Annotated in this window: 9 protein-coding genes; 3 read left to right on the top strand and 6 right to left on the bottom strand. The window is 65.6% G+C overall.

Annotated elements, in window-relative coordinates; translation table 11 throughout:
* Nucleotides 1-96 precede the first annotated feature (96 nt).
* The 6 genes from ACPCXD_RS11510 to ACPCXD_RS11485 form a co-directional block, all read right to left on the bottom strand.
* Entirely contained in the window at nucleotides 97-357 is a 261-nt protein-coding gene (locus tag ACPCXD_RS11510; protein WP_248689271.1) for a YbaB/EbfC family nucleoid-associated protein, read from the bottom strand.
* Between the two features lie 52 nt (nucleotides 358-409).
* On the bottom strand, nucleotides 410-1,201 hold the full coding sequence (locus ACPCXD_RS11505; protein ID WP_230826330.1) for a hypothetical protein: 792 nt from the start codon (nucleotides 1,199-1,201) through the stop codon (nucleotides 410-412).
* Between the two features lie 4 nt (nucleotides 1,202-1,205).
* Complete coding sequence (locus tag ACPCXD_RS11500) at nucleotides 1,206-1,973, bottom strand: hypothetical protein (RefSeq protein WP_423659620.1); 768 nt, start codon at nucleotides 1,971-1,973, stop codon at nucleotides 1,206-1,208.
* 91 nt (nucleotides 1,974-2,064) lie between these two features.
* The gene (locus ACPCXD_RS11495; protein WP_423659618.1) at nucleotides 2,065-4,431 is read right to left on the bottom strand and encodes a TPR repeat domain-containing protein; all 2,367 of its coding nucleotides are present in this window, start codon (nucleotides 4,429-4,431) and stop codon (nucleotides 2,065-2,067) included.
* Nucleotides 4,432-4,749 carry a type VII secretion target gene (locus ACPCXD_RS11490; RefSeq protein ID WP_258912804.1) on the bottom strand — a complete coding sequence of 106 codons (318 nt, stop codon included), beginning with the start codon at nucleotides 4,747-4,749 and terminating at the stop codon, nucleotides 4,432-4,434.
* 94 nt (nucleotides 4,750-4,843) lie between these two features.
* Nucleotides 4,844-5,872 (bottom strand): FAD-dependent monooxygenase, encoded by a 1,029-nt coding sequence (locus ACPCXD_RS11485; protein ID WP_423659616.1) that lies wholly within the window; start codon nucleotides 5,870-5,872, stop codon nucleotides 4,844-4,846.
* 59 nt (nucleotides 5,873-5,931) lie between these two features.
* Here ACPCXD_RS11485 and ACPCXD_RS11480 point away from each other — a divergent pair, with 59 nt between their 5' ends.
* The 3 genes from ACPCXD_RS11480 (at nucleotide 5,932) to ACPCXD_RS11470 (ending at nucleotide 12,842) form a co-directional block, all read left to right on the top strand.
* The gene (locus tag ACPCXD_RS11480) at nucleotides 5,932-6,501 is read left to right on the top strand and encodes a TetR/AcrR family transcriptional regulator (protein ID WP_423659614.1); all 570 of its coding nucleotides are present in this window, start codon (nucleotides 5,932-5,934) and stop codon (nucleotides 6,499-6,501) included.
* 301 nt (nucleotides 6,502-6,802) lie between these two features.
* A complete protein-coding gene (gene gltB / locus ACPCXD_RS11475; protein WP_423659612.1) occupies nucleotides 6,803-11,398 on the top strand; it encodes a glutamate synthase large subunit in 4,596 nt (1,531 codons plus the stop codon).
* Nucleotides 11,391-12,842 carry a glutamate synthase subunit beta gene (locus tag ACPCXD_RS11470; RefSeq protein WP_423659610.1) on the top strand — a complete coding sequence of 484 codons (1,452 nt, stop codon included), beginning with the start codon at nucleotides 11,391-11,393 and terminating at the stop codon, nucleotides 12,840-12,842. Before gltB ends, ACPCXD_RS11470 begins: the two co-directional genes overlap by 8 nt.
* The last annotated feature ends 37 nt before the right edge of the window (nucleotides 12,843-12,879 follow it).

Here is a 12,879-nt window from a genome sequence, read left to right as displayed (position 1 = left end):
GTTTCGGGTGCCCCAAGTTATTCTTTCGTTACCTCTGGCCGCAGCTGATTCTTATCGCTGCGGCCAGTTGTTATTTACGGGCCGTTCACCTCGAGGTCAGCGCTGCCCGATCCCAGAGACGATGCGCCGGATACGCGGGTCGTCGGCCAACTCGACGCGCGCGTAGCGGGCCTGCTCGTCGGCGTCCGCGGATGCGAGGTCGTGGGCGGCGGTAATGCGAGTCGCGAGCACGTCCGGCGACCAGTTGTACGCCTCGGGCGGGATCTCGAGGGCGACGATGCGGCCGGTCGGGGTGACGCTGATACGGATGTCGTGGACCGATCCGTTGCCTACTATCCGTTCGATCGTGTCCTGCACACGCCTGACGGTGACAGAGAGTTCTTCTGGATACGTCAACACGGTTCCTTTCTCACCAGCCCGGGTAGGCGGGGAGAGTTTCGGGTGGGGTGGGGGAGATGATGAGCTCGGACCCTCTGTCCGGCACATCGGGTTCGATACTGCGACCCCACTCCTCGCAGCGATGCATCGTCTCGCCGAGGTCGGAGCCGAAGGTGACTGTCAGTCCCGTTCCGGTGAACAGATCTTCCGTTGGGGCAGACCATCGATGCTCAGAGGTGGGGAGCGCCGACAAGTATTGTGTTTCCGGCGCGGGGCGCGGTGGTTCGTGCCGTTGCATCCATTTTTCGTGGCGGTGCGCTTCGGTTGTCGGGCCGAATTCCACAAACTCTTCACGGCCGGAGAAAACCTTGATCCGATAGTCCTCATCGCGTACTCGTGTGGCCAAATTCGATTCTTGACTGCAGATGGTCGCTTTGAATCCCTCGTGTATGTCGTTGATTTCGAGGATATGTGCGCGGATGGTGCCAGCGAGAGATGTCTGCAGTGTTGTACTGATCCCGATTGCGTAGTGTGGATCGAGCGCCTCGGCGAAGCCCGGGTATGTGACATCGATTCCTGCGTAGTAGGCGATAATCTTCGATTCCTGTGCTGCACGAATCAACCTGCCACGTTCATCGAACAGGTCGACGTCGGGTTCTGCGGACCACACGAACGTGGTATTTCGGACCTGTCCGGGTGGTTCGTACTCGGCGGTGATGATGGTCTGGGGCGCAACCGGTGCCGGCGCTCGATCGGGTGTGCAGCTTGCAAGGAGGGATGATCCGACAAGGAATGCTATTGCAGCGCAGATAATTCGGTTCATGTGCTCACCAGCCCGGGTAGGCGGGCAGGGTTTCGGGTGGGGTGGGGGAGATGATGGTTTCGGAACTTCTGTAGGGCGGCAAGCTGGGTTCGATGCTGCGACCCCATGCTTCGCATCGATACATCGTTTCGCCCAAGTCGCCCCCGAAGTCGATTCTGAGTCCGGTATCGGTGAACAGATCTTCCGTAGGAGCGGACCATTGGTGCTCGGTGGTGGGGAGAGAAGTCAGGTACTGATCGCTTGGTGTCGGTGGTTCCGGGTCGTGCCTGTGGAGTTGCCCTTCGAGCCGATGTTCCTCGGTGTCACGGGTGAACTCGACAAATTCCTCCTGCCCGGAAAATTGGTTGATGCGATAGTCGCCGTCTCGGACCCTGATGCCCACCTTCGACCATTGGGTGCACACGGTTGCTTTGAACCCAGCCGCCGTATCGAGCACCTGGAGGATGTGCGCCCGAAATGTTCCGACGAGGGACGTTTCCAGCGCAGTTGGGACTTTGCGTGCGTAGGAAGGGACGAGTGCTCCGGCGAACCCGGGATAGGTGGTATCGAGTCCGCCGTAGTGGGCGATGATCATGGATTCGTACGCGGCTCGGGTGAGGATGCCGCGTTGATCCGCAAGGTCGATTCCCGGTTCTGCGGACCACACGAAGGTGGAGTTTCGGACCTGTCCGGGTGGCTGATAGATCGTCGGCGTGGCGGGAGGCCGGCTGGTCTCGACCGGTGTGATCTCGTTGGTTGTACATGCCGTTGCAGCGATTGCAAGAGCACTCATTACCGCTACGAATAGCCTCGGCGGATAATTCATTGCGGACCTTTCGATAACGTGTATTCGTGAAGATGACGACGAAGATACAGCCACGAAATCACGCACCGTAGTTCCAGCGTTCGCCTCCGTGCGGAACGACATCGTTCACGACAATGTCGCGGAAACTGTCCTCACCGTCTCTTTGATCTGCGTAGACAATGTTCCGGAGGTCGCCCTGACCCAAGAAGGAACTACGGAGATAGCCGTCGATAGCATGCCGTTCTATCCCTGACTCGACCAGCGTGTTATCCCCGATATTCGCCAAGGCAGCGTCCCCGATGTTGTTGCGATCTTTGAGGACGCCGTTCTCGTGCCATGCCAATGGGAGGTTCGCCGGATCGACTGTGCCAGAATCGACCAACGCGCCGATCATGTTGTATCTCCGAGTATTCTCAGCACCCGTCTCCGTCAGATACATTTCGGAATCGAACCCCTCGACCCCCGACGGATGCCCCACGTATCGCCCTTCAGCATCGACGATTTCGGATTGCAACAGAACCCCTGTCGAGTACACGAGCGGACCCGTGACCACGCCACCCGGCAACGCCGTCACCGCACCGGTGACGAGGGTTTGGGCCACGGCATACGCGTCTGCTCTGGACTGGTTCCGGTTGTCGATCGCCGCCTGCTCGACCAGCTTCTCGTTCTCGTAGGTGCTGCTCAAACCGACCTCGACGAGGCTTTGCAACCGGCCCGAATACGTTCCGTAGCTGTACTTGTTCACACCGTCGAGTTGTTCGAGAGCGAACCGGCGGTCGAAATCGGTGGCCTGCGCGATTGCTGCACCGTTGAGAAGGGCACCTGCCGCAGGGTCGGTGTTCATGAGGGTGAATACGCGCGTCGCCGGGACGGGGCCGAGTTCACCGAAGCCGCTGGTGGCGGTGGCGTCGTCGACGGAACCGACCATGTCGCCGACGAACGGTGACAGGGCGGTCGCGAAGGAACGGACAGCAACAGGATTGACTTCACCTATGGTCAGGTCGGTTTCCTCCCGGAAGGCACCCGGCATATGGAGGAAACGGTTGAAGTTGTTGTCGGAGTTCCACTCCGATTCCGGCGCAGACAACACCTCGGCCAAACCGAATGCTGCCTCGCCCGCACGTTCGGCTCGGATTACTGCGACGGGGTCACCCGGGTCGGCGGGCAACGCGTCGGCAGCGATCCAATCCGTAAGGCCGGCCAGAGTTGCTCCGTCGTCGGCCCATTCGCGGGTGAGCAGCGGAACGAGCACCTCGTCCCTACTGAAGTCCGCAGGGCTGCCGTCGACGTCGGTGCCGGTGAGCAGGTGATACGACGTGTCGGTGTTCCGGGTGGCGATGTCGAGGAATGTGCTTGCCGTGTGGTCGTAATAGGAAGGGTCGGGGGTGGGAATGATGTGGGGATCGGCGTAGGTGGGGATGCCCGCCATATATCCGGCGACCCGGCTCATCTCGATGCCCATCTCGGTTCCGGGTCGATACTGAGGGTTGGCCTCGCCGAGTATCGCGCCGAGTCGATCCAGCCGGTCCAGTGGTTCACCGGGGTGCTCGGCGTTCGGGTCGGGTTCGTAGCCGTATCGAATGGTGTCTCGGATGTCCTGCGGCACCGACTCCCACGACCCGCCGTATTCGGGATTCGACAGGATGAGCAGACCGTTGCCGAGACCGTCGGCCCAGCGCGCCGCGTCGGGGTTGCCTTCGGCTTCCCATGTCTTGTACGTCTCGTGCAGGTTCGCCAGTTCGTCCTCGTCGAGGCTGTTGTAGAAGGCGTCGAGGTACTCGATGCTCGCACCCGACGGTAGCGACAGGGTGCGTCCGATGCGTTCGAGATCGGTATCGCGTGCAGCCCCGGATGCTAGGAGCGCAGCGTCGGCAGCACCGTCCGGAGCATCGATGGAATGTGTGTTCTGGGAACGGAATTCCCCGCCGAACGTGGAGAGTCGGATGCTGACCTGCTCGAGTCGGGCGGCGGCGTCTCGATCCAGTTTGTCGAATGTGCGCACCGCCGATTTCAGTTGGACCTCGAAGTTCATGGCGGTGTCGTCGAGACCCGCTTGCACGACGAGGTCGGTCTGCGCGTCGCCCGTGTGGGTTCGGGGTGCCTCGACCCGCGCGTCGTCGTGGACGGTGAAGCCGGCTGCAACCGCATTGTCGACGATTCCGACGACGGTGGCGCGGGCGGGAATGAGCGTGTTCGCAGCGTCGCGGAGGGCGTCGACCTGCTCGCTGACAGCGCGGCTGATGCCTTGGCCGGCCACCCGATCACTCCACGCACGTGCCGCGGCGGCTGCCCCGCCTTCACCGTCCCATCCACCGAACGTGGCATCCACATTCCGGTCGACGCGGTGGGTCGACTCCCGGAATGTGTTGTTTGCGGACTCGACCGCGTCGGCAGCCGTGGTGAGCGCAGCCGGATCGAGCGAGCGGATCGCGGAAGGAGACAACATCTACGGGGCCGTTCCTTCGAAGTCGGATCCGACGGCCGCGAGTTGGCGGCCGAATTCCTCCTCGGCCACCTCGTAGTTCCGTGCGGCCGCTTCGGTGGCCTCGGCCATGCGTCGCAGGCAGTTGGCCATAGCGCGGTAGGCGGTGTCGAGTGGTGCTCCCGCGCGTCCGGCGACCCCACCGACCGCTGAGGATGGCATCGCGCCCGCTACCGACCCGAGCGCCGCGGACGGTTCCAAAGCGTAGATGGTCTCGGCTTCTCCCTCCAGGGCATGGGCCAGGCTCTTCAACGAGTCCGGGTCGACCTTCAGCGCTGACATCAGCTCACCAACTCCTGTCCGGCAGACGTTCCATCAGGGTTGGACGCAGCAGCGTGACGATCGGTTCCCTCGACCGGGTGATTTTCGGAACGTTTCAGGCGATGCGGCCGAATGCTGTGATGGAGGAGTCGCGGAGAGATGTCAGCCGGGACGCGGTCGCGATCCTGGCGACCGCCCGTGACGCGGGCACGAGGAGCTGGGTGCGGCGTCGACGGGCACGGTCATAGCGCTGCAGAGCGATCGGTACCGGATGCTCGGACAACAGCGTCGCGAGTGTCGTGGCGTCGACGATTGCTTCGCATGCGCCGCGGCCGAGATTCGGTGCCATCGCATGCGCCGCGTCGCCGATCAGTGCGGTGTTGCCGCGGACGTACGACGGGAGGCGGGGGGATTCGTACAGGTCGTGGTACATGACGTCGTCGGGGTCGAGGCGGCCGAGGATGTCGCGTACGCCGGGGTGCCAGTCGTGGAAGCGGCCGTACAGGTCGTCGAGGGTGCCGCCGGTGCCTTCGGTGGTGCGGACGGCGGCGAACCAGTTGGTGAGGTCGCCGTCGCGGTCGGTGATTCCGAAGAGCGCGCCGGGACCCCAGGTTTCTCCATGGTTCGTGGTGGCGCCGCCGACCCAGCCGCGCCACGCTCCGTACCCGGTGTGCACGGGCCGGTAGGCCGGACCGAACACCTCGTCACGTACCGCACTGCCGATTCCGTCCGCGCCGATCATCACGTCGTATCCGGCGAGGGCCGTGAGCGGTGGCGCGGGGGCGTCGAACTTCACGATGTGGTCGGGGAGGCCGGACAGCAGGATGTCGAGGAGGGCGGGCCGGGAAACCATGACCGGTGCCCGACGAAGGTCCCCGACGTGGGCGAGCACCACACCGTCCCAGCGTCTGAGCGTCGCGGAGCGCTGTGTCACGCCGAGTTGTTCCACCCGTCCGCCGACGCCGGCAACTTCGAGTGCGGCCAGGGCAGGAGGCCACATCCCGAGCGCGGTGCCGGTGCGCGGAGGCTCCGGAGATCGTTCGAACACGTCGATGTGCCATCCGTGGCGGAGGAGGGTGTTTGCGGCGGTGAGCCCTCCGATTCCGCCGCCGAGGATCGCCGCACTGCCTGGCTTCACGGTCATGTCATGACGGTACTACGTATGTAGTGGACAGTCACTACCCCTGTAGTGATCCTCGTAGAATGCCTCTCGTGACCGACAAACGCGCCACCGTCCTCGACGCCGCAATCGAACTCGTGGGGACCGAAGGATTGCGCGCCCTCACCCACCGCCGCGTCGATGTCATCGCGGGTGTGCCCGCCGGCTCCACGTCCAACTACTTCCGTACCCGCCAGGCCCTCGTAGAAGGGGTGCTCGACAGGCTCCTCGAGCAGGACCGGATCCAGCTCGCCGCGATCGGCGCCGCGTTGCCGGGCGACGCGCGTGAGCTCGAAGACCTGATGCACGGATATGTGATGTTCGTGACGGGGGACGACCTCGTGCGAACCCGCGCACGCTTTGCGATGTTCGTCGAGGCGATGGCGACGCCGGAACTGCGTGCCGGGGTCGAGACCCGCCGCAGCGAACTGCGCGGATGGATCGGAACCGTGCTCGCGGGCCTCGGCGTCGACGATTCCGCCACCGCCGCGCGGGTTCTCATCGACTACCTGGACGGACTGATCCTGCATCGCTGCACCTCGCACGACGACGGACCGGACCCGCGCGACGGCGTGTCCCGAATGGTGCACATGTTGCTACCCACAGCCGGGTGACGCCCGCGATTCCGGTGCGTTACGGCTGCGTTTCCGCAGGTGGGCGGGAGAATAGGGCAGGCTTGCTTGCATTACCCCCTGCCACCTGGCATATCGTTCATTTCGAAGACGGTGGGACCACGACGTCCCACCGGTCGCCGGGTCCACGCTCGTGCTGCCGAAAAAGGCACCCGCACCGTCGCGGATGAGCGGATACTGGCGATGTCGAAGGTATCGGGCACCCGGCCGATACCCGTCTACGGCAGTAGATGGCCATCAGCGCTGCTGGTCGTCGGTGCTATCGCATCAACGAAGGCTAGGTATGACTCATCTCCCCGGGCCTCGAGGGCTCTACCACCCGGCGAACGAGCACGACTCCTGTGGCGTCGCGTTCGTCGTCGACATGCACGGTCGTCGCAGTCGCGACATCGTGGAAAAGGCGATCACCGCCCTGGTGAATCTCGAACACCGCGGTGCAGCGGGAGCGGAACAGAACACCGGCGACGGCGCCGGCATCCTGATCCAGGTCCCCGACGCCTACTTCCGTGAGGTCGTCGACTTCGATCTTCCCGCCGAAGGCGCATACGCGACCGGTATCGCGTTCCTGCCCAAGGACACCGCCAAGGCCGACGCCGCGGCCGCCGAGGTCGACCGCATCGTCGCCGAAGAGGGCCTCGAGGTCCTCGGCTGGCGCGAGGTGCCGATCGACGAGTCCGAGCTGGGTTCCATGGCCAAGGACGCCATGCCCACCTTCCGGCAGATCTTCGTCGCCTCCGGCGCCCGCGCGCTCACCGGCCTCGAGCTCGAGCGCCGCGCGTACGTCGTGCGCAAGCGCACCGAGCACGAGCTCGGCCACCACGGCGCGGGCGAGGACGGTCCCGGCAGCGAGACCGTCTACTTCCCCAGCCTGTCGGCGTCGACGTTCGTCTACAAGGGCATGCTCACCACGCCCCAGATGAAGGGCTTCTACCGCGACCTGCAGGACGAGCGCGTCGTCTCGGCCCTCGGCCTCGTGCACTCGCGGTTCTCCACCAACACGTTCCCGTCGTGGCCGCTCGCGCATCCCTTCCGCCGCGTGGCGCACAACGGCGAGATCAACACCGTCACGGGCAACGCCAACTGGATGCGCGCCCGTGAGGCACTCATCGACACCGAGGTCTTCGGCGGTCGCGACAAGCTCGAGAAGATCTTCCCGGTCTGCACGCCGGGCGCGTCCGACACCGCGCGTTTCGACGAGGTGCTCGAACTGCTGCACCTCGGTGGCCGCAGCCTGCCGCACGCCGTGCTCATGATGATCCCCGAGGCGTGGGAGCGCCACGACTCGATGGATCCGGCCCGTCGCGCGTTCTACGAGTACCACGCGGCCCTCATGGAGCCGTGGGACGGACCGGCCTCGGTGTGCTTCACCGACGGCACCGTCATCGGCGCCGTGCTCGACCGCAACGGCCTGCGCCCCTCGCGTGCCTGGGTCACCGACGACGGCCTCGTCGTCATGGCCTCCGAGGTGGGTGTGCTCGACATCCCCACCGAGAAGATCGTCAGCAAGCGCCGCCTGCAGCCGGGCCGCATGTTCCTCGTCGACACGGCCAAGGGCCGCATCGTCGAGGACGAGGAGATCAAGCGCGAGCTCGCCGCCGAGCATCCCTACGAGGAATGGGTCGCCAACGGCGTCACCCGTCTCGAGGACCTGCCGGAGAGCAAGTACACCTACATGTCGCACGAGCGTGTCGTGCTGCGGCAGCAGGTCTTCGGCTACACCCGCGAAGAGGTCGACCTCCTCGTCAAGCCGATGGCGGCCTCCGGTGCCGAGGCACTCGGCTCGATGGGCACCGACACGCCGATCGCCGTGCTGTCGTCGCGTCCGCGTCAGCTCTTCGACTTCTTCTCGCAGCTGTTCGCCCAGGTCACCAACCCGCCGCTCGACGCGATCCGCGAGGAGATCGTCACCAGCATGGGCGGCATGCTCGGCCCCGAGGGCGACCTGCTGAACCCGACCGAGGCGTCGTGCCGGCAGATCCTCATCGGTGCGCCGGTCATCGACAACGACGACCTGCAGAAGCTCATCCACGTCAACGACGAGAAGCAGTTCCCCGGCTTCAACAGCGTCATCATCCGCGGCCTGTACCCGGTCGCGGAGGGCGGTGAGGGTCTGCGTCGCGCGCTCGCCTCGATCCGCGAGCAGGTCTCGCAGGCCATCGAGAAGGGCGCACGCCTGATCGTGCTGTCCGACCGCGAGTCCGACGAGAAGCTGGCGCCGATCCCGTCGCTGCTGCTCACCTCCGCCGTGCACCACCACCTCGTCCGCGAGAAGACCCGCACCAAGGTCGGTCTGCTCGTCGAGGCCGGCGACGCCCGCGAGGTCCACCACATCGCCGCCCTGTGCGGTTTCGGTGCGGCCGTGGTCAACCCGTACATGGCGTTCGAGAGCATCGACGAGCTGCTGCAGAACGGCGACCTGCCCGAGGGCATGACCCTCGACAAGGCCATCGCCAACTACATCAAGGCGGCCTCGAAGGGCGTGCTCAAGGTGATGTCCAAGATGGGCATCTCCACGCTCGCCTCCTACACCGGTGCGCAGCTGTTCCAGGTCATCGGCCTGTCGCAGGAACTCGTCGACGAGTACTTCACCGGTCTGCAGTCGCAGCTCGGCGGCGTCGGTCTCGACGAGATCGCCGCGGACGTCGCGGCCCGTCACCGCACGGCCTTCCTCGACCGCCAGTCCGAGCGCGCGCACCGCGAACTCGAGGTGGGCGGCGAGTACCAGTGGCGTCGCGAGGGCGAGTACCACCTGTTCAACCCGGACACGGTGTTCAAGCTCCAGCACGCGACCCGCACCGGCCAGTACTCGATCTTCAAGGAGTACACGAAGCTCGTCGACGACCAGTCGGAGCGACTCGCGTCGCTGCGCGGTCTGTTCGAGTTCAAGAAGGGCGTGCGTCAACCGGTGCCGATCGACGAGGTCGAGCCGGCGAGCGAGATCGTCAAGCGCTTCTCGACCGGCGCGATGAGCTACGGCTCCATCTCGGCCGAGGCGCACGAGACCCTCGCGATCGCGATGAACCGTCTCGGTGGCCGCTCGAACTCCGGTGAGGGCGGCGAGCACCCGAGCCGTTTCACCCCGGACGAGAACGGCGACTGGCGGCGCTCGGCGATCAAGCAGGTCGCCTCGGGTCGCTTCGGTGTGACCGCGCACTACCTGAGCAACTGCACCGACATCCAGATCAAGATGGCGCAGGGCGCGAAGCCCGGTGAGGGCGGCCAGCTGCCGCCGCACAAGGTGTACCCGTGGGTCGCCGAGGTCCGTGGTTCGACGCCGGGCGTCGGCCTGATCTCGCCGCCGCCGCACCACGACATCTACTCGATCGAGGATCTCGCGCAGCTGATCCACGACCTGAAGAACGCCAACCCGAAGGCCCGCATCCACGTGAAGCTGGTCTCCGAGCTCGGTGTCGGCACGGTCGCCGCGGGTGTGTCGAAGGCACACGCCGACGTCGTGCTCATCTCGGGTCACGACGGTGGTACCGGTGCGTCGCCGCTGACCTCCCTCAAGCACGCGGGTGCTCCCTGGGAGATCGGTCTCGCCGAGACCCAGCAGACGCTGATGCTCAACGGTCTGCGCGACCGCATCGTCGTGCAGGTCGACGGTCAGATGAAGACCGGCCGCGACGTCGTCGTCGCCGCTCTCCTCGGTGCCGAGGAGTACGGTTTCGCGACCGCGCCGCTCGTGGTCTCGGGCTGCATCATGATGCGCGTGTGCCACCTCGACACCTGCCCCGTGGGTGTCGCGACGCAGAACCCGGTGCTGCGCAAGCGGTTCACCGGCAAGCCGGAGTTCGTCGAGAACTTCATGCTGTACATCGCCGAAGAGGTGCGCGAGTACCTCGCCGAGCTCGGTTTCCGCAGCCTCGACGAGGCCATCGGCCAGGTGGACGTCCTCGACACCCGCAAGGCCGTCGAGCACTACCGCGCGTCGAAGCTCGACCTGTCGCCGCTGCTCGAGAAGGTCACCTCCCCGATCTACGGGGAGCAGGACATGCACTGCACCAAGGAGCAGTACCACGCTCTCGACAAGGCACTCGACAACGAGCTGATCGCGAAGGCGCAGCCCGCTCTCGAGTCGGGCACGCCGGTCTCGTTCGACACCCCGATCACCAACGTCAACCGCACCGTCGGCACGATGCTCGGCCACGAGCTCACCAAGAAGTACGGTGCGGAAGGGTTGCCGGACAACACGATCGACATCACCTTCACGGGTTCGGCCGGCAACAGCTTCGGTGCGTTCGTCCCGCGCGGCATCACGATGCGGCTCCATGGCGACGCGAACGACTTCGTCGGCAAGGGCCTGTCGGGTGGTCGCATCATCGTGCGCCCGCCGCACAATGCGGCCGAGGGCTTCGTACCCGAGGACAACATCATCGCCGGCAACGTCATCCTGTTCGGTGCCACCGGCGGCGAGGCCCTCATCCGCGGCATCGCGGGTGAACGCTTCGCGGTCCGCAACTCCGGAGCCACGGCCGTCGTCGAAGGCGTCGGCGACCACGGCTGCGAGTACATGACGGGTGGCAAGGTCGTCATCCTCGGCAAGACCGGCCGCAACTTCGGTGCGGGCATGTCCGGTGGCGTCGCGTTCGTGTACAACCCGGACAAGGACTTCGAGAACAACCTGAACACCGAGCTCGTCGACCTCGAGGATCTCGAGGGCGAGGACTTCGCGTGGCTCAAGGGCGCCGTCGAACGGCATCGTGACGAAACGGGCTCCGAGGTCGCAGCCCGCATCCTGGCCGACTGGTCACAACAGGTCAGCCACTTCGCGAAGGTCATGCCTCGCGATTACAAGAAGGTACTCATGGCTATCAAGGACGCCACCATCCGTGGTGCGAACGTGGACGAGGCGATCATGGAGGCTGCTCGTGGCTGATCCCACCGGTTTCCTCAAGCACGGTTCCCGCGAGACCCCGGTCCGCCGGCCCGTCCCGCTGCGACTCCTCGACTGGAAGGAGGTCTACGAGCCGTTCCCGCTCGACACCCTCCAGACCCAGGCCAGCCGTTGCATGGATTGCGGTATCCCCTTCTGCCACAACGGTTGCCCGCTCGGGAATCTCATCCCCGAGTGGAACGACCTCGCCTACAAGGGCAAGTGGGAGGACGGGATCGAGCGTCTCCACGCCACGAACAACTTCCCCGAGTTCACCGGCCGGCTCTGCCCGGCGCCCTGCGAGGCGTCGTGCGTGCTCGGCATCAACCAGGACCCGGTGACCATCAAGCAGGTCGAGGTCGAGCTGATCGAGAAGGCCTTCGACGACGGCCGCGTCAAGCCGGTCCCGCCGTCGAAGCTCACCGGCCGCAAGGTCGCGGTCGTCGGCTCCGGCCCTGCGGGTCTCGCTGCGGCACAGCAGCTCACGCGTGCCGGTCACTCCGTGACGGTGTTCGAGCGGGCCGACCGCATCGGTGGTCTGCTCCGATACGGCATCCCCGAGTTCAAGATGGAGAAGCGCTTCATCGACCGCCGTCTCGCGCAGATGGAGGCCGAGGGCACCGTCTTCAAGCCGGGCGTGAACGTGGGTGTCGACATCACCGCCGACGAGCTGCGCGAGCAGTTCGACGCCGTGGTGCTCGCCGGTGGCGCGACCGTCGCCCGAGACCTGCAGATCCCCGGACGCGAGCTCGAGGGCATCCACCAGGCGATGGAATTCCTGCCGATCGCCAACCGCGTGCAGCTCGGCGACCTGCCGGCCCCGACCATCACGGCCGAGGGTAAGAAGGTCGTCATCATCGGCGGTGGCGACACCGGCGCAGACTGCCTGGGCACCTCGCACCGTCAGGGTGCGGCGAGCGTCCACCAGTTCGAGATCATGCCGCGGCCGCCGGAGCAGCGCGCCGAGTCCACCCCGTGGCCGACCTACCCCCTCATGTACCGCGTCTCGTCGGCGCACGAGGAGGGCGGCGAGCGCGTCTTCTCCGTCAACACCGAGGAATTCGTCGGTAAGGACGGCAAGGTCGCCGCGCTCAAGGCACACGAGGTACAGATGGTCGACGGTCGCTTCGAGAAGGTCGAAGGCAGCGACTTCGAACTCGAGGCCGATCTGGTGCTGCTCGCCATGGGCTTCACCGGTGCCGAGAAGCCCGGTCTGCTCACCGATCTCGGTGTCGACTTCGACCAGCGCGGCAACGTCGCCCGCTCGTCGGAGTGGGCCACCAACGTCGACGGTGTCTTCGTCGCCGGCGACATGGGTCGCGGACAGTCGCTCATCGTCTGGGCGATCGCCGAGGGTCGCGCGTGCGCCGCTGCGGTGGACCGCTTCCTCGAGGGTGAGACGGCACTGCCGGCGCCGATCGCGACCACCACGATGCCGCAGCGCTGAGCGCGGAATCTGCCGGCGTCCGAGTGGCGCCGGAGAG

The sequence above is a fragment of the Rhodococcus sp. AB351 genome (genome assembly GCF_049538275.1).
Taxonomy (GTDB): domain Bacteria; phylum Actinomycetota; class Actinomycetes; order Mycobacteriales; family Mycobacteriaceae; genus Rhodococcus.
The sequence above is the reverse complement of the archived record's forward strand: the minus strand, read 5'-3'. Positions and strand labels throughout refer to the sequence as shown.